Raw genomic sequence first — 17,867 nt, forward strand, 5'->3', positions numbered from 1 at the left:
ATAAAATTGCTCTGCGATTTTATCTAAAGAGAGGTAAGCATGGAATCTACTTTCAATTTTCAGGGCGCCAAGAAGATCGTTTTCGGACAGGGGGCCCTAAGAAAACTGGCGGACGAGGTGAGGGGCCTAGCCGGGAAGAAGGTTCTCCTTGTGCTGGACCAAGGTCTTGAGCAGGCAGGCGTGGCCCAGCAGGTTGTGGACAGTCTGGAATGGGGCCATATTTCCTATGTCCGATACGACAAGATTACGCCGGAACCCGAGCCGGTTCTGGCCGACGAAGCAGCAGAGCTGGCCAGGCAACAAGGCTGTGACCTTGTCATCGGCGTTGGCGGAGGCAGCAGCCTGGATGTTGCCAAGGCAACAGCCGTGTTGGCCCAAAACAGTGGAAAGGCTGAGGACTATATCGGCCTTGAAACAGTGCCACAACCAGGCCTGCCTACCATTATGGTGCCCACTACTGCCGGCACCGGGAGCGAGGTGACCTTTACGGCCGTTTTTACCATGCGCGACAAAAAAAAGAAGGGGGGCATTAACAGTCATTTCATGTATCCCGACCTGGCGCTCCTGGACCCGGAGCTAACCGTGACTTTGCCACCCCTTCCCACTGCCACTACGGGAACAGATGCCCTCACGCACGCCATTGAGGCCTTTACCTCACTTCAGTCCAACCCGATGAGTGACATGGTTGCCCGTGAAGCCATAGGTCGTATCGGGGCAAATCTGAGACAAGCCGTGGAGAGTGGAGACGATCTCAAGGCCCGGAATGATATGTTGCTGGCGAGTCTCTTGGGGGGCCTCGCGCTGGCAAGCGCAGGCGTGGGGGCCTGCCATGCCCTGGCATATCCCCTTGGCGCCTTTTTTGATATTCCCCATGGTCTGGCCAATGCCGTTCTTTTGCCGTATATTATGGAATACAATCTGGAGAGCGCCGAGGCAAAATACGCGCAAGTTGCATCGCTCATGGAAGCCGGAGAGACCGGACAGTCCCAGAGGTCCTATGCAGAGCAAAGCATTGCGGTTGTGAGACGGCTTACTCTGGCTATTGGCATCCCCCAGGGGCTAAGAGACCTCGACATCCCGGAGTCGGCCATAGAGGACATGGCTGAGATGGCCATGACCGTCACCCGGCCCATTGCAAACAACCCTAGAAAAATGACAAAAGACGCAGCTATCGGGATATACGAAGAGGCTTATTAGACCGGTTTATCCGGGTTAGGAGGAAACATATGCCAGGCTTTGAAATCTTCGGCGAAGAGGAAAAGCGGGAGATCCTTGATGTGCTCGAAACAGGAGTCCTCTTTAGGTACGAGTTTGCCGAGCAGCGAAAGGGGGTTTACAAGGTCGCTGAGTTTGAAAAACGTTTTGCAAAATACTGCGGGGCTGCTTATGCACAGGCCGTATCATCGGGCACGGCCGCGCTTCGTGTGGCCATGGCAGCCATGGGTATCAGTCCTGGTGATGAGGTCATCACCCCGGGATTCACCTTTGTGGCCACGTGGGAGGCAATCCTCGAAAGCGGGGCGATTCCGGTCTTTACAGATGTGGATGAAACCCTCACCATGGATCCTGAGGACCTTGAGCAAAAGATAACGCCTCGTACCAGGGCAATTATACCGGTTCATATGCTGGGTGCGCCGGCCCCAATAGATGAGATTGTTGCCATCGCGGACAGGCACGGCATCCCCGTCATAGAGGATACGGCCCAGGCTTGCGGTGGGACTTTTAATGGTCGCCGCCTGGGGACCTTTGGCGCCATGGGCATTTTCTCATTTGATCCGGTAAAGACCATCACCACCGGTGAAGGCGGCATGGTTGTGACTAATGATGAGGCCCTTTATCTCAACTGTTCGGAATATCATGACCACGGCCACGACCATAACCCGGTACTGGAACGGGGACTGGAAGGCCGTCGCTTCATAGGGTTCAACTACAGGATGGGCGAGCTTCAAGGGGCAATCGGGCTGGCACAATTGGCCAAGTTGGATGCGATTATTGCTGAACAGAAAAAACACAAGGCAACAATCAAGGCTGCCCTTGAACAGGTGGAAGGCGTAAGCTTTCGAAAAATCCCTGATCCAGAAGGAGACACAGCCACGTTCCTGGCCTTCTTTCTCCGGGACGGAGAGACCACAAGAAAATTCAACGGGGTCTTGTCTGATGAAAAAGCAGGCGCCATCTACTTCAAGAATAACACCTGGCACTTCTATCCGAAATGGGAGCACCTCCACGGGGGGTTGACACTGTGTAAGACGGGATGGCCGTTCAAAAGAAATATGCAGGGAGAGGTCTTGAGCTTTTCGCCGAGCAGTCTCCCCAAGTCGGAAGATGTCTTTGAAAGGCTCCTTGTCTACCCGATTCCCATCAAAATGAGCGACGACCGTCTCAAGACCATTGTTGCGGGCATCGAAAAGGCGGCCGGATCCCAAGTTAGAGGTTAGAGGTTGGCAGCAAAAAACCGGGAATCGATTTGGTGATGAAAATAGTTGCGATTATTCCTTGCAGGTACGGCTCAAAGAGGTTTGAAGGCAAACCGCTGACACCGATTCTCGGCAAACCTATGCTACAGTGGGTGTATGAAAGGGCCAGAGATGCTGAACTTTTGGCCGATGTCGCAATTGCCACAGATGACGAGCGAATTTTCACGGCTGTGGAGGATTTTGGTGGCCTCGCGCTGATGACGGCTCCGGCTCATAGATCCGGGTCGGACAGGGTAGCAGAGGCGGCGCAGGCCCTTGGATTAGAAGATGACGATATTGTCATAAACATCCAGGGCGATCAACCTGCTTTTGATCCAAGGTCTCTTTCCGAGTTGGTTTTGCCACTCGTAAACGATCCCGAACTTGTCATGACCACCCTGATTTACAAAATAGTCGATCAGGCCGAACTCGAAGACCCCAATCACGTAAAATGCGTGTTTGACAAAGACAATTTTGCTCTTTATTTTTCCCGGTCACTGATCCCTTTCGCTGCCAAGGGTGCAGTAACATTCGATGTCTTCAAGCATCTCGGGATATATGCCTTTCGAAAAAGCTTTCTGGTTTGCTTTGCCTCCCTGCCCCAAGGCAGGCTGGAGGCCATTGAGAGGCTTGAACAAATTCGGGCCATGGAACACGGCTACCGGATAAAGGTAGTTGAGACCTGTTACGATTCTCTGGAGGTTGATACACCTAATGACGTCGCAAAGATCGAGGCGGTGCTGAGCAAAAAAACCGTTTAAACGTTCACGGGTTCAGCGGTTCAGGGTTAACCGAAAATCTGAGCCGACTTCGCCATAGTAGCCGTAGGCTACGAGCTCTCCGCCGAAGGCTTCGGCCCGCAGGCGGACGGCTGAAACGGTGAACCCTGAACCTGTAAACGCCTAGGAAATCGTTTCGTTCGTGAGTTAAGGAAAATATTATGATTTTCAAAAAAATCAAGGCCTTTCTGAGAAAAATTCGCATGCCGGGCCTCTACGTTGGGAGGTCTTTGAAGACGGTCCCAGAAGGTTCGCTCGTGCTGTTTCCTTATGATCCTGCGGTTCTTAGCTGCGGGATCACGGGTGTTCTGGCCTTTAAGAAACCTTCTGTCGAGACAAATAATTTCACGATTCGAGACCTTGAGCGCAAGTTTGAAACCCTCTTTGAACACTCCGGAAGAAGGCTCGAAAACAAGGACTTGCAATACAGGGGCAATTATCTTGGCGGCAGAATTCTCTTGGGAGAGATAAAACGCCTCTGTGACAAGTTCAAAGGCAACGATGTCTTTTTTGAAGCCTTTTCTGACAGGAGCTGCCAGGAGAAACTCTCAGATCTGAGTACGAAGCTCGAAGGCATGATCGATGCCGAAGACAGCGCCCTGATGGACAAAAAGGGGCGCGTGGAGGCAAAGGAATACAAGGACATCACTCTTCGCCTAACTGAGTTGAAGGACATCTTCTGGTCCCTGAAACACGATGTTGTCGAGAACATTGAAAAGATAACTGCCCTCGCCAACCTTGATGAATACGACAATAACCCGCTAGCCGTTGGCCTGTTAAAGGAGATCAACCTTATTTTCAACAATCTTGATCGCCTTGAAGTTAGGGGAAGAGATTCTGCCGGGATCTCCCTCCTGTTTTTAATGGATCAAACCGTCTTCTCACAATTCCGACAAGAACTCCAAGAGGAGTCCCTACTGGATGAATTTGAGGCCAGAAAAAAAGGCCTAGTCTTGGCCAATCGTAGCATCAAGGCCAACAGCCGGAGCCCTCACGAGGTATCTCTTGCATTCACGTATAAGACTGCGGCCGAAGTGGGTAGCCTTGGAGACAATGTTCAGTACTTGAGAAATCAGGTCGTTAAGGATGCCATATTTCAGCGTCTCATCAGGTTTGCCTTCGTACATCATAGCTTCGTGGCGCACACCCGCTGGGCGTCTGTGGGTGAGATCAGCGAGGCCAATTGCCATCCTGTTGACAATTACCCAAGTGAGTCTGAAGGGATCATTCACGTTTGTCTTAATGGAGACATTGACAACTACCAGAACCTCAGACAAAATTTCGAAAGAGAAACCGGCAAGTCTATTCCCAGCGAGATTACAACGGACACAAAAATCATCCCGCTCCACATACAGAAGTATCTTCTCAAGAAAAAAACCATGGAAGAGGCCTTCCGTCTTGCCGTAAGCGATTTCGAGGGTTCCCATGCCATTGCAATGCACAGCGATCTTGCACCAGGAAAGATCTTTCTCGCACAAAAGGGAAGCGGTCAGGCCATATTTGTGGGCCTGGCTGAGGATTATTATGTGCCGGCTTCCGAGACATACGGGTTTGTTGAGCAGACTTGCCGCTATTTGAAGATGGACGGTGAGACAGTGGCAGAAGGGATATCCGGCAAAACACAGGGACAAATATTCGTGCTGGATGGTGATTCTGAGGGAGGCCTTGAAGGCGTTAAGGCCATGTATTACGACGGAACTCCCATCGATCTTTCTGAAGATGATATCCGGGAAACCGAGATCACCTCAAGAGACATAGACCGCCAGAACTATCCTCACTATTTCTTGAAAGAGATTTCAGAATCGCCGGGTTCCGTGGAACAGACTATTCAGGGACGATTGGCCATTCTTGAAAAAAACGGCGAAAAGCGCCCCCAGGTCCTCCTGGACTCTTCGGTCATCTCCCCTCGTCTGGAATCTGCCTTGAAGGGAAACAAAATACGTAAGGTCTTTTTCATAGGCCAGGGCACGGCAGGGGTGGCAGCCTCTGGATGCACGGTACTGCTGAGGGATTATTTTAACCACACGGATATCCGTGTGGCTTCCTTCAAGGCCTCTGAATTCAGTGGATTCATGCTCGACGATACTTTGGGGGACACCCTTGTTGTCGCCATCACTCAGTCTGGAACAACTACGGATACGAACCGTGCTATTGACATGGCAAGGGCTCAAGGGGCTTTCACTCTGGCCATTGTCAACAGGCGGGATTCCGACATTACCTTTAAGGTGGATGGCGTGCTCTATACAAGCAGCGGCAGAGATATTGAGATGTCTGTGGCATCTACCAAGGCATACTATTCTCAAATTGTGGCAGGGAGCATCCTTGGCCTGAGGCTCGCCCAGTTGACCGGAAGCAGAACGGACGACTTCATTCTCTCAGAGATAGAACACCTTTGGAAGCTCTCCTCGTCTATGAACAGGGTGCTGGAAAGGCAAGAGGAGATACGTCAGTCAGCAGAAGAATTTGCAGTTACTAAGACAGACTGGGCCATTGTCGGAAGCGGCCCCAACAAGATATCCGCTGATGAGATCAGAATAAAACTCAGCGAGCTTTGCTATAAGAGCATTTCATCAGATGTAGTTGAAGACAAAAAACACATCGACCTTTCTTCCGAACCCTTGATTTTTGTTTGCGCCGCAGGCAACCGGGACGATGTTATCAGTGATGTAGTGAAGGACACGGCCATATTCAAGGCCCACGAGGCCGTGCCGATTGTAGTTGCCACAGAGGGCGAGCATCGTTTTGATCCTTATGCCGCTTCGGTGATCTGGGTTCCTGATGTAAAAGAACGCCTTGCCCCCATACTTAACACCCTGGCAGGCCACTTATGGGGATATTATGCGGCCCTGGCCATCAACGAGGAATCCCGGTACCTCTTCAACTTCCGGGCGGAGATTCAAGAGCACATCGACACCTCCGTGAACAATGGCCTGGACGTTTACGAGATTGTGCTGGATAAGGCGTTCAGAGAAAAGACAGCGGAGTTCTATCGGGCATTCAAGGAGAGGATAAGACAAAACCGGTACGCCACGGCCATGGCAATACATGCTGCATCGGATCTGACGCTTTTGCTAAAGTACTTGGCAGGAAAACTCCCTATCAAGGATTTTGAGTTTGATTTCGGCACCAAGGGGACGGCGCCCAACATGCTAACGACCTTTTTCCGATGCATAGGAAAAATTATCAATGAAATGGCCCGCCCTGTCGACGCCATAAAGCACCAGGCCAAAACGGTCACAGTGGGTACAAGCAGGATCTCAGAAAAGGTGGAAGGCCTTCTATTTGAAGCCATCGAGCACCATGGGTTCACCAAGAGCCAGCTTACCACCCGCAATGTTTTGGTATTAAGGCGTTTGCAGGAAGTCGTTGGCGAGATAAAGGGGACTACCATTTACCGAATAGCCGGCCTAAACATCTTGGGCGAGCCCGTTGAAGACTCGACTATCAATATTCTAAAAAAAGAAGGAACGTCGGCGCTACTCGTCTCACAGGTGGAGGCTGATAACAGGCTGCGCGGTACCAAGCGAATAATAGTAAGAAACGGAAATGTCTATATCGGCAGAGGGAGAAGGGATGACAGGAGTTTCCTTGTAGTTCCGGTGATATCGACCGGCGCAAGAATTGATTACCTCTTGCTATTCGATGTTGGATTCAAGGGCAAAATGGAACTGCAGAAGAAGGTGGATGCCTTAGGCGGCAAGTATAATCACATCCGAAATCTGGTTGAGGAAACAAGTCTTTCCTGGAAGGATGAGTATCTTGATCTGCTTGAGATTGAAGAGCTTTTTGGGATGTCTGCCGAGAAGATTTCCGAGCGTATCGCATCCGGGTTGAACAGTGGAAGTGGCCTATAGGGGTCAGTTACAAGAACGTCACAGGAGGTTTTCTTTCAATATGCCTTTTCCGACCAAATTCATTTTTGTCACAGGAGGAGTTCTCTCGTCATTAGGCAAGGGGCTCGCCTCTGCGGCCATTGGGGCTCTCCTTGAAAGTCGAGGACTAACCATAACGCTCCAAAAGCTTGATCCTTATATTAACGTGGATCCTGGCACTATGAATCCATTCCAGCACGGAGAGGTCTTTGTTACCGATGACGGCGCGGAGACAGACCTTGACCTTGGCCACTACGAACGATTCACACGTGCCAAGCTGGGACGTGACAATAACTTTACAACGGGCAAGATCTACCACTCTGTCATAACCAAGGAACGGCGGGGAGACTATCTGGGCGGCACGGTTCAGGTTATTCCCCACATCACGGATGAAATCAAGAAAAACATCATGTCGGTGGCCAAAGATGTTGATGTGGTCATTGCCGAGATTGGCGGAACCATAGGTGATATTGAAAGCCTTCCTTTTCAAGAAGCCATCAGACAGTTTAAATCAGACGTGGGAAAAGAAAACGTACTTTATGTTCATCTGACCCTGGTTCCCTACATAGCTGCGGCTGGCGAGGTGAAGACCAAACCGACCCAGCACAGCGTCAAAGAGCTTCGCAGCATCGGTATCCAACCTGATATTCTTCTTTGCCGCACAGACCGCTTTTTGTCCAAGGAGATAAAGTCAAAAATAGCCCTGTTCTGCAACGTGGACGTTGATCAAGTCATCACGGCAAAAGACGTTGAAACGATCTATGAGGTGCCCCTGGTTTTCCATCAGCAACACCTGGATGAGAAGATCGTGCAACTCCTTAATATCTGGACCCGTGCCCCCAGGCTGGAGGATTGGGAGCGTCTGGTAGAAAAAGTCAAGCAACCCAAAGACTCAGTGACCATTGCTATTGTAGGCAAGTACATCCACCTTCGGGAGTCTTACAAGAGCCTCAATGAGGCATTGTCCCACGGTGGCATTGCCAATGACTGCAAAGTGGACCTGGATTTTGTGGATTCGGAAACCATTGACGGGGCAAGCTGTCGAGAACGCCTCGGAGCGGCCCATGGCATTCTGGTCCCAGGCGGTTTTGGCACTCGGGGAATTGAAGGTAAAATCAGGGCGATACGGTTTTGCCGAGAAAACAAGATACCATTTTTCGGAATTTGCCTCGGCATGCAAATGGCCGTGGTGGAATATGCCCGCCACGTTGCGAAAATGGAGGAAGCGCACAGCACAGAGTTCGATAAGACTACCTCCTTTCCGGTCATCTATCTGATGACAGAATGGTTTGACTACAGATCGCAGACAGTACAAAGAAGGGACATCACATCCGACAAAGGGGGAACAATGCGTTTGGGGGCCTATCCGTGCATGCTCCAGGAGGACTCGGTGGCCTACAGGGCGTACAAGAAAAAGGAGATCTCAGAAAGACATCGTCACAGATATGAGTTTAATAATGAGTTTAAAGAAAGGTTGCAGCAGACTGGTCTTTTTGCGAGCGGTTCTTCTCCGGATGGCAAGCTGGTTGAAATCGTGGAAATGGCGGACCACCCATGGTTTCTCGGATGTCAATTCCATCCTGAATTCAAGTCCAGACCCATGAACCCCCACCCTCTTTTTGTCTCTTTCATACGAGCAGCCCTCGATCACAAGCACAAACAGCCCTAACCTCTCACAGGACGACTTCGGGGACTTCCATCTCTCCTTTGCGGAAGGCTGCTAGAAAGGCGCTGACCACTTTGGGATCAAACTCTGCCCCAGAACCCTTGACTATAATCTCCCTGGCATCGTAAGTGGACATTGCCTTGCGATATGGACGATCGCTGGTCAGCGAGTCATACACATCAGCCACTGCAATGACCCGGGCCTCTACTGGGATTTTGTCTCCGGAAACATCGTGGTAGCCAGAGCCGTCGAATTTATCGTGGTGGGCCAGGATAATCGGGATGATCCGACACAGCGGGCCCCCTACCGGCTCCAACATATCGACACCTTTTTGCACATGTTTCTTCATCCCTTCGTACTCGTCACGGGTCAAGCGGGCAGCCTTGTAGAGAAGCTGACGACTGATATCCAGCTTGCCAATGTCATGGAGTAGTGAGGCATCACGTATGTCTTGGACCTGTTGCGGAGTGAGTCTGAGGTAGGATGCAATCTTGGCTGCATAGATAGAAACGCGATAGGAATGGTTTTCCGTGTATTTGTCTTTGGAGACAAACTGGCGCAGGATGAGCAGGAGGCCGTGATAGGTCTCCCGTAGCTCTTTCAGGCGCGCTTCGTGATGTTCGTGGAGGGTTCCCATGGCATAGGCAGTAACCACCAGAATGCCTGCCCAGGCCGTGAGGTCGTACCAACGATCTTCAACGAACTGGGCTGTGGGCATTTCGCTCAACAGGTCTGGGTTGAAATGGGCAAGGAGTCCGACCAGAAAAACACTGGCAAAAGCCGTGAAGGTGGCGTGACGCCGACCGTAAAAATAGGCGGAAAACAGCGTAGGCAGAGTGTAAAAGCCAAGGACCATGCGCTGCGCAGTAACCAGATAATTCATGATCGCGGCAATGGTCAACAAGGATAAGATCAGCCACAATTCCTTGTTCACTTCGGCCACGCTGCCGAGGAATGATGATTTGAGTCTGGTGATCCAGTTCTCCTTGGACTGGAGCGCCGCAGAGGGCTGATCTGGCGGACTGTCAAATAGCCTGTGGCCTTCGCAAGCAGCGCCTTCCTGAGAAGGTATGCTTTTCTTATCAGCAACAGATTCTTCCGGCGCCTCCACCTTTGGGATAAAATCAGCTATGGCCCCGAGATTTTCGAGGTTTGAAACGATCATCCCTGCCGCCTTTGCGGGGACGTTTTTGCTCAAGACAACCGGCGCCTTTTTCACCAGAGCGGCCACTTTCTGCTGGGACACATTTTTGAAAACCTTTGCAAGGAAAGCCCCCACCTCCTCTTCCACGTTGCCGCCGGGCACGGCCTTAAGAACTAAAGTCCCCCTGTCATGTTCGATCATAGAGCGTTCCTCCAAGCTTTTGAGTGGGCAGACCGCTGGAAACCTACCCCACCAATTTCATTATCGCATCATCTTGATTCGGTTGTATCAAACAGAGTGCCAGAATCTTTAAGAACACTAGTGACCTATATCGGCAATTTGAACGATGTTCTTGAGAAATCTCTGTGGTCGATGTCCAAGAAGGCCCTTTGCAGATTGAGATCAGGCCTCAAGTGCGCCACTATTCTGCTTTCCTGCAATGTTTTCCTGGCTCTTCACCAAGAAGTCCCGGACATCTTCAGGGAATGTCTTCAGCTTTTTGTTTAAAGAAGGAAGGAGCCTTCTTTTAACAAATTCGGTAAAGGATTTTTCTGAGAAATTCAACACATCCATATACTCTCCAAGAAAGGCTGTGGGCAGTTCGTCTTCGCTTTTCCCTCGCAAGTATTCATAGCACAGGTGGGCTATGTACAAAACGGTCACATTTTCCCTGTGCTCTTCGGGGACTTTCTCGGGAGGCAACCATTCAGGGTAACACTGATACTCAAGGCTCTGACAGACCACATCAGGAATATTCCATTCTCTTAGAAGTAGCGATCCGATCTTCGCGTGGTCGAGCATGTCAATAAGAATTCCCATTTTGGAATGTCGTTTTTCTAACAGCATAATAACGCTCTTGCCAATGTCATGAAGCAACCCTATGGTGCTTATAGCCACCGCCTTCCTGGCGCTGCTCAGTTGTGATATCTCAAAGCCGATAAAGGATATCATCATGGAGTGAAACAGCAGTTCTTGAAACTTAGGAGTTTTTGGCATGGTACTCCGGATACCAATATCCATGACCAGTTGGTAAACTTGGCTGAAACCGAGAAGCACGACAGCGTGTTGAAAGTCTGAAATCCTACCCCTGAAACCATAATACGCCGAGTTGACTGTTTTCAGAACGACACTTACCAGGGAGGGATCCAATTTGGCCAGTTCGGCCACATGGCGGGTGGAAACGTTTTCGTCAAGCAACACCACAGCAAGCCTGTTCGCATACATCGGTAAGCGGGGGATACGTTTCAGAAATCCTTGGATCATCTCTGAACTGGCATATTTGTCACTCCTGGCCTGAAGAAGATGGGCCACGTGAGAGGTCAAATGTTTGTTCATGTCTGACGACCTCATGTGCCTTATGGTCAGATCATGGATTCGTTGCGCAGACAAGTTGTGCAAATTCTTGTATATGGCCAACTGGATTTGAGGAGACAAGGCATCCAGGTTGCTTTTGTCCAACACAAAAACACTTAATGGCTCTAACGCGACAACTGAAGCCGTTCTGGTTCCATTTATAAAAGAAGTGGCGGCCGGGAGGGAGTCTCCCTGGTGGAGTACGGATATCTGTCTCATATGACCGTTCAGGCTCTTTAGGATCCGCGCAGAGCCCTCAAGAATCAAATACGTTGTCGAATCAGTATCCCCCTCCTTAACGAGGACACCACCAGTGTTGAATTTTTTGACACTGATGATGTTGTAAACGGAAACGAGATCCGTGTCGCTGAGCCCCTTGAAGACAGGGTGGCAGTACTGCTTCCTTTGTTTACCGGAAACGGAGGTCATAGCCCCCTCCTGCTTGGCTGTTGAAGTACCTGCATACATGTTTTTAGTAAACGGGCACTAGCTAGAACCATCCACCTTTTCTTTGTGAATATTTATTTCAAAATCATCCAGGGTTATCTGGTGGCCCTGTTGTGTCCAGCTGTGACACATCATGGCAATTATTGAATCAAGCTGGGAAGCATATCGTCGATGCCAGTCTATTCCCAGTTTTGTGTCAAAGTAATAACCGGTAATGACAAACCTGATTTTGTTATCGATTATCTTTGGCCTCATGGCAATAGTGTAGTCTGGCGCTGAAGGCGCTGCCTGTATGAACTCGTTATTGACATAGACGTAAACCCAGTCTCTAAATCGCACCGAACAGGTTTTGTTGGCCTCGGTTATTGACATATCAGCACAAGCTGACGAGGCTAAGCTCAAGAGCAAGAAGGTCAAGACCAAAATACCAATGACGAACCGCACTCCCCTTCTTTCGTTCCCTTCATTCATTCTGGCGTCCCCTTGTTTTCCTTTCATTAAGCGTTCCTCAAATGTACGCCCTCTCTTCAACAGCGTGAAGGTCCCGCATACGTCTTCTTCTCGGCATTCGCAACACAAAACAACTATGCAATCTTTGTTCCAAAAAAGCAGGAGATTATTAACTGGCCGTCGAGATGACGAAAATTCATCTTTCGACAGGGAAACCGGAGGGGTGATTGAATAGGACAGATGGCCTTGCGGTAATAATGTTGTGAAATTCTTTATTTCATAGAAAGTATCAGGCTAGTTGACAACAGCACGCTGAAGACCAGGGCCAATTTGGCTGTTCCGACAAGGGTTTTGTTTAATTGCGGGCCATCGGGAGCTTTCCAAATCATTCGGGTCAGAGACAGGGCCATTGGCAATGAGACAAGGGGCAAGAACACCCACCCCGCAGCCAAACCGCAAAGCCAGAGTATGAGCGGTATCGCGTACGCACTCACCAACAGGAGTGTATATTCTGTTTTAGTTCCTCGATCACCTATCATCACTGCCAGGGAGCGTTTGCCGGCCTGGCGATCGGTGTGAATATCCCTCAAATTGTTGACAACCAGAATAGCAGTGATCAATAGACCGACATTGACACCCATCAGCAGGACCAGTGGTGTAAGACGAAGTGTCTGAACATAATAAGTGCCGCAGACGGCCACAAGTCCAAAGAAGACAAATACGAATAGGTCGCCGAGACCGTGAGAGGCAAGAGGATATGGCCCTCCGCTGTAGGCGAGGGCCGCAAGAATTGAAGCTGCTCCAATGAATACCACCGGCCATCCTCCAACATCGACCAGATACAGTCCCGGCAATACAACTAAAACAAGCGTGATGCTCATTGCGACTTTCACCTGAGCTGGTGGTATCAAGCCGCTCTGGGTGACCCGCACCGGCCCGAGTCGGCCTGCGGTATCAATTCCTTTTATGCAATCAAAATAATCATTTGCCAGGTTCACCCCGATTTGCAAAAGCAGCGCCACCGCCAATGCGGCAACCGCAGGCAGCAACGCAAAGCTTCTATGTGCAAATGCCATAGTCGAGCCCACAATCACCGGGGCTAGCGCTGCAGGCAGGGTTTTGGGACGAGCAGCCAACATCCAGGCGCTAAAGTGTGATATGTTTCGGGGTTTTTGCGCCCGCGCTTGCACACGGCCGACCTCATCACTCAAGTCATTCACTTGGCAACTACACTGAGCTTGGCAATCTGGATTGGCGGAGTTAGAAGCGAGCCTCCGGCCCATTCGGCTTTATCCCCAATGGCGTTAATGTTCTTCAGGGCTTCATAGGTATTACCTGCCAGCATAACGTCCTTTACACGCCCGACAATTTCCCCATTGTCTATCTTGTAGCCCAATTGGACATTTACGGAGAACTCTCCACTGATTGGATTGCCCTGACCCAAGCCCAACACGTCGTGAACCAGCAAACCTTCCTTGGTGTTTTTTACCATTTCCTCATAAGGCATCTCACCCTCTTTGATAACCAGATTCGTAGGATGACAACCAACCCCGTTCCCGGTGCTCTTTGCGCCGGCCCTGCCTGCGGTGTCGAGATCATAAAGAAAATTCTCAATGACACCGCCCTCAATGAGTGGGGTGACCTGATGGGGTATCCCCTCGCCATCGCGCCTGCCGCTACTGCCTGCATAATCAATGAGCGGGTTGTCGGCTATGAAAAGCCGCTCATCAGCGATTTTTTCTCCCAATTTGCCTGCAAGGGGCGACGAACCTAAGAACACGTTCTTGCCATCGAATCCTAACTGCAAAGCTAAAAGCAGCACCTTCATCCCTTCAGGGGGAAAAATAACCGGCATAACACCTGAGTCAATAGGAACGAGGTTCTCTGCCATCTTGAATAATTTAACAGTCTTCTTGGCTATCGTCACATGGTCCACCTCCCGTTTTTTCCATCCGAAACCATGTCCTGCCCAGAGGATGTCGGTTCCTCTTATCCACTGACCACCAACCCCAGCGCTAAAGCTTGTGGTCTCAGCAGAGAATTCCGTGCCGGCAGAGTTGGCAAATTCACCACCACTTACACTCTTTCCCACCCGGGCATTAAGAAGGATGTCGGTGTTATACTCTTTCACGAGCCCCATCATCTCTTCGCCAATCCCCACCATCTCTTCTTTGGTCACATGTAATACTGCATCGTCGTAGACAGCCACATCGGGCGCTTCCTGTGGGCCCGGAAACTCAAAATGTGCCGGACTGCCAAAGGCTGCAGCTTCCAAAGCCCTCGCAACAACACCGTCCACATCGTCTATGTCAGTGGTCTGGGAGGAGCCGACCTTTCCGTCTAAGATGACTTTCACGCTCATCCCTGTACTCTGCGACGATTTTACCGACTTGAGCTTGTCGTTTTCAAACGATACGTTTGTTGATTCACTCTGTCCCAAGGACGCTTGTGCGCCCTGGGCCTTCTTCATAGCTTTTTCGATCAACCGTTTTAGTATCATTGTTACCTGCCTCCAACGACAACGTTCTGAATGCGAACACAGGGGCCACCAAATCCCACAGGCAAGGGTGCCTGCCCACCTTTTCCACAGCCACCGCCCGCTGGCGGGAATTCCACAGTATCCCCTACCATATCAATATGCATCAACGTTTCAAAAACGTTCCCTGTGAGCACCACATCCCTAACCAGTTCGGCTATCTCACCCTCTCTGATCATATAACCGCAGGCAGCGCTAAAGGTGAACATCTCCATAGAGGTTTGACCGCCCACCATATCTATGGCATATAGTCCCAGGTCCACGTCTTTTATCATATCTTGAAAACCGGCATTCCCTTTGTCAATATAGGTGTTGGTCATGCGCACAATGGGTTGATGTTTGTAGCTGATGGCCCTTGCATTGCCTGTGGGCTCCTCACCCATCTTGGCAGCGGTCTCACGGGAATGGAGTCTTCCTGCCAGAATACCATCTTTGATCAAGTAGTTCTTTCTGGTTTTCACGCCTTCATCATCGTATTTATGAGTACCTCTGAGACCAAGGATTTTCCCGTCGTCAATGATGTTGACCATGTCCGAACCTATGCGCTTCCCCAGCACCATTAGCTCTTTCATGCGCTCATTTTCGTAGACAAAGTCCGATTCGCTCAAATGCCCGAATGCTTCGTGGGCAAACACGCCTGACAGTTTGGGATTAATGATTACAGTATATCGACCACCTGTAACGGGTGGGGCGGAAAGCAAGTCCACGGCACGCCTGGCTGCGGCTACCGCCTTTTCTTGCAGCCCTTCAATAATTTGAAAGCCTGCACCGCCTGCAACACTTTCAAATCCTCGCTGGACATTATCACCTTCTCTTGCAGTGGCCGATAACATCACACCTACATCCGGTCGTTCATCTTCAATGTAAGTTCCTTCGGAATTTCCGTACCAGACTTTTCTGAAACCGTCGTTATAGGCAACAGTAGATGTTTCAATCTTGTCGTCGTAATGAAGAATAATCTTATTGTACTCCTCGATGACCGATTTTTTTTCTGACAGCGACACATTTCTGAAATCCTTTTCCAGGGTCGCTGTTATCTCATCAACCACCGGTTCCACCTCAGCAAGTTTACTTTCTCCTTTACCTACCAATTTTGCGGATTCGCAAGCTTCTTTCACTCTGATTTCAACGTTACTGAGATCATTGAAAGTGGCATAGCCCCAGCCACCTTTGACAAGGGCCCTTACGATACCGCCCAACGTCTTGGATGAACCGATGTTGTCCAGCTCTTCACCTCTGAAATGCGCACGGGAAGAGGTTAGACTCTCAATGCGAATCTCCGTGTATTCCGCATCACTCTTACGTAACGCCTTTTCAATCCTTTCTCTCATAGCAATCAGCCTCCAAAAAACTGCTTGACGGGCGACATCTTAGGGCTCGCGCAAAGTGATTATGCAAAGGTCTCCAGTGGTACGCACGAACGGAAAAGTATTCGAATCTATGCTGGTACTTTTTTTATTGACTCAAGAACTAGACTTACCTAGTCTTTGTAAGCCTCCCAAATTTTTCTTAAAACATAAATGACACATCTAAGTCAACAATATGTCAATAATTAACCAGAACCTCAAACGTTTGGTGGACAATGGTCGATGTTGCATGAGTTCATGGGTTTTCAATTGCGTAATGAAACGAAAAACAGAAACCAAAAACGAAGGTGAAGCAAGATGAAACGAGAAAAGACGGTGTGCGAATCAAGGGTTGAGATGGCCCAGGTGATGTTTCCATCGGACGCCAACCGGGCCGGGAATGTTCATGGCGGCACCATCATGAAACTGATAGACACGGCTGCAGGCATTGCGGCAATTCGTCATTGTCGCACCAATGTTGTCACCGCTTCCATGGACAGATTGGATTTTTACGAGCCCGTCTTTATAGGAGAACTGGTCATTTTGCGGGCGTCCATCAACTACGTGGGACATACTTCCATGGAAGTAGGCGTGAGGGTAGAGGCCGAAGAACTCATGACAGGAGAAGTACGTCACACAAATTCCGCGTACCTGACCATAGTCTCTCTGGGAGAGAATAGGAAACCCATGGCAGTTCCAGGGATTATCCCTCAAACCGACGAAGAGAAGCGTCGATTTGAAGAGGGAAAAGCTAGAGATAAACGGCGCAAGGAGTTAAGAAAGAAGAGAAACAGGCCATAAAAAAACGTTCATAGGGCTGGTCTCCCAAAAAGTGTTTTCTGAACGACATTGAGCCTTTTGGAGTGAACGAACAAAAGTGATTGAAGACATCCTAAGAAAAGTTCAAATATCTATTCCCTTCAGACTCCTCAAAGAAAAATACCTGCGCCTGGTCTTGGATAACAGGATCAATCCTGAAATCGCCATTGACGGAAAAACTATCGACACATGTTCCAGCAAAGACTTTTTGGAAATGGCCTCTATTATCCAGAAGGAAGGCCTCTCAATCACCTTGCACGGACCTTTCTATGACCTGGCCCCAGGGGGGATGGATACGAAGATTCTAGAGGCTAGTCGAGATAGACTCAAACAAGTATTCAACCTCATACCTGTATTTGAGCCAATGTCCATCGTCTGCCACACAGGATACGACAGAAAAAGATATCATGAAGTGGAAAACGAGTGGCTCGAGACAGCCCTGGAAACATGGACACCCTTAATAGATGACCTACGGGGCACGGAAACAACTCTGGTCATCGAAAATGTATACGAAAAAACCCCGAAGATGCTTCTGAGATTGATGAAAGGATTGGATACAACAAAAGTGGGCTTCTGTTTCGATACAGGCCATATGAACGTCTTCTCTGAAACAAGCATGGAGGATTGGCTGAAGGCTTTAGGGCCTTTCTTGAAACAAGTCCATCTTCACGACAATGACGGAACATCGGATGACCATTGGGCCATTGGCGCAGGAAAGATAGATTTTGAAATCTTGTTCAGATATGTGGAAAAAAATCACTTAAGACCTATCATTACCCTTGAGCCCCATCGAGAAGACTGGATCTGGCAAAGCCTAGAGGCCCTTTCCAAATCGGGGCGCTTTTGTCGGATTATCTCAGCCCCTTGAGCCTTTTGGCCCGCTTAAGCCGTTGCCTTGTTAAACCGGCCAAACGGGCTGAACGGTTAAGTTTTTGTTTTGCTACCTCTGGCGGTGTAATCCCTTGCTGTTTCTATATATAACGTCCATCGCTGAAAGCG

General features: G+C 49.7%; 13 protein-coding genes. 7 read left to right on the forward strand and 6 right to left on the reverse strand.

The genetic code is table 11. The features are described from left to right. Positions 1-39 precede the first annotated feature (39 nt). From JW883_00100 to JW883_00120, 5 genes are all read left to right on the forward strand, one after another. A complete protein-coding gene (locus tag JW883_00100) occupies positions 40-1,197 on the forward strand; it encodes an iron-containing alcohol dehydrogenase (GenBank protein ID MBN1840671.1) in 1,158 nt (385 codons plus the stop codon). A 29-nt stretch (positions 1,198-1,226) separates the two neighbouring features. Then, a complete protein-coding gene (locus tag JW883_00105; GenBank protein MBN1840672.1) occupies positions 1,227-2,438 on the forward strand; it encodes a DegT/DnrJ/EryC1/StrS family aminotransferase in 1,212 nt (403 codons plus the stop codon). A gap of 35 nt (positions 2,439-2,473) precedes the next feature. After that, positions 2,474-3,217, forward strand: a complete 744-nt coding sequence (kdsB, locus tag JW883_00110) for a 3-deoxy-manno-octulosonate cytidylyltransferase (protein ID MBN1840673.1) — start codon at positions 2,474-2,476, stop codon at positions 3,215-3,217. 179 nt (positions 3,218-3,396) lie between these two features. Then, positions 3,397-7,089: an SIS domain-containing protein gene (locus tag JW883_00115; protein ID MBN1840674.1), complete on the forward strand. Its 3,693-nt coding sequence runs from the start codon at positions 3,397-3,399 to the stop codon at positions 7,087-7,089. A gap of 40 nt (positions 7,090-7,129) precedes the next feature. Next, positions 7,130-8,776 carry a CTP synthase gene (locus tag JW883_00120; protein MBN1840675.1) on the forward strand — a complete coding sequence of 549 codons (1,647 nt, stop codon included), beginning with the start codon at positions 7,130-7,132 and terminating at the stop codon, positions 8,774-8,776. A gap of 4 nt (positions 8,777-8,780) precedes the next feature. Here the strand turns inward: JW883_00120 and JW883_00125 are convergent, their stop codons facing one another. The 6 genes from JW883_00125 to JW883_00150 form a co-directional block, all read right to left on the reverse strand. Further along, the gene (locus JW883_00125) at positions 8,781-10,118 is read right to left on the reverse strand and encodes an HD-GYP domain-containing protein (protein ID MBN1840676.1); all 1,338 of its coding nucleotides are present in this window, start codon (positions 10,116-10,118) and stop codon (positions 8,781-8,783) included. Positions 10,119-10,319: 201 nt separating this feature from the next. Beyond that, complete coding sequence (locus JW883_00130; GenBank protein MBN1840677.1) at positions 10,320-11,699, reverse strand: HDOD domain-containing protein; 1,380 nt, start codon at positions 11,697-11,699, stop codon at positions 10,320-10,322. A 57-nt stretch (positions 11,700-11,756) separates the two neighbouring features. Further along, positions 11,757-12,215: a hypothetical protein gene (locus tag JW883_00135; protein ID MBN1840678.1), complete on the reverse strand. Its 459-nt coding sequence runs from the start codon at positions 12,213-12,215 to the stop codon at positions 11,757-11,759. Positions 12,216-12,439: 224 nt separating this feature from the next. Beyond that, entirely contained in the window at positions 12,440-13,450 is a 1,011-nt protein-coding gene (locus JW883_00140) for a 1,4-dihydroxy-2-naphthoate polyprenyltransferase (GenBank protein ID MBN1840679.1), read from the reverse strand. Further along, on the reverse strand, positions 13,384-14,667 hold the full coding sequence (locus JW883_00145; protein ID MBN1840680.1) for a TldD/PmbA family protein: 1,284 nt from the start codon (positions 14,665-14,667) through the stop codon (positions 13,384-13,386). The genes JW883_00140 and JW883_00145 overlap by 67 nt, the downstream gene beginning before the upstream one ends. Positions 14,668-14,669: 2 nt before the next feature. After that, entirely contained in the window at positions 14,670-16,034 is a 1,365-nt protein-coding gene (locus tag JW883_00150) for a TldD/PmbA family protein (GenBank protein ID MBN1840681.1), read from the reverse strand. Between the two features lie 333 nt (positions 16,035-16,367). Here JW883_00150 and JW883_00155 point away from each other — a divergent pair, with 333 nt between their 5' ends. Then, on the forward strand, positions 16,368-16,850 hold the full coding sequence (locus JW883_00155) for an acyl-CoA thioesterase (protein MBN1840682.1): 483 nt from the start codon (positions 16,368-16,370) through the stop codon (positions 16,848-16,850). A 76-nt stretch (positions 16,851-16,926) separates the two neighbouring features. Continuing rightward, a complete protein-coding gene (locus JW883_00160; protein MBN1840683.1) occupies positions 16,927-17,736 on the forward strand; it encodes a sugar phosphate isomerase/epimerase in 810 nt (269 codons plus the stop codon). Positions 17,737-17,867 lie beyond the last annotated feature (131 nt).

It is taken from the genome of Deltaproteobacteria bacterium, assembly GCA_016930875.1.
In the GTDB taxonomy this organism is placed as follows: domain Bacteria; phylum Desulfobacterota; class Desulfobacteria; order Desulfobacterales.

What these genes read in the sequence shown, in the direction of transcription:
- JW883_00155 (MBN1840682.1), top strand. Translation starts at nt 16,368, where the DNA reads ATGAAACGAGAAAAGACGGTGTGCGAATCAAGGGTTGAGATGGCCCAG.
- JW883_00120 (MBN1840675.1), top strand. Translation starts at nt 7,130, where the DNA reads ATGCCTTTTCCGACCAAATTCATTTTTGTCACAGGAGGAGTTCTCTCG.
- JW883_00115 (MBN1840674.1), top strand. Translation starts at nt 3,397, where the DNA reads ATGATTTTCAAAAAAATCAAGGCCTTTCTGAGAAAAATTCGCATGCCG.
- JW883_00140 (MBN1840679.1), bottom strand. Translation starts at nt 13,450, where the DNA reads ATGGGCCGGAGGCTCGCTTCTAACTCCGCCAATCCAGATTGCCAAGCT.
- JW883_00100 (MBN1840671.1), top strand. Translation starts at nt 40, where the DNA reads ATGGAATCTACTTTCAATTTTCAGGGCGCCAAGAAGATCGTTTTCGGA.
- JW883_00105 (MBN1840672.1), top strand. Translation starts at nt 1,227, where the DNA reads ATGCCAGGCTTTGAAATCTTCGGCGAAGAGGAAAAGCGGGAGATCCTT.
- kdsB (MBN1840673.1), top strand. Translation starts at nt 2,474, where the DNA reads ATGAAAATAGTTGCGATTATTCCTTGCAGGTACGGCTCAAAGAGGTTT.
- JW883_00135 (MBN1840678.1), bottom strand. Translation starts at nt 12,215, where the DNA reads ATGAAAGGAAAACAAGGGGACGCCAGAATGAATGAAGGGAACGAAAGA.
- JW883_00145 (MBN1840680.1), bottom strand. Translation starts at nt 14,667, where the DNA reads ATGATACTAAAACGGTTGATCGAAAAAGCTATGAAGAAGGCCCAGGGC.
- JW883_00130 (MBN1840677.1), bottom strand. Translation starts at nt 11,699, where the DNA reads ATGACCTCCGTTTCCGGTAAACAAAGGAAGCAGTACTGCCACCCTGTC.
- JW883_00125 (MBN1840676.1), bottom strand. Translation starts at nt 10,118, where the DNA reads ATGATCGAACATGACAGGGGGACTTTAGTTCTTAAGGCCGTGCCCGGC.
- JW883_00150 (MBN1840681.1), bottom strand. Translation starts at nt 16,034, where the DNA reads ATGAGAGAAAGGATTGAAAAGGCGTTACGTAAGAGTGATGCGGAATAC.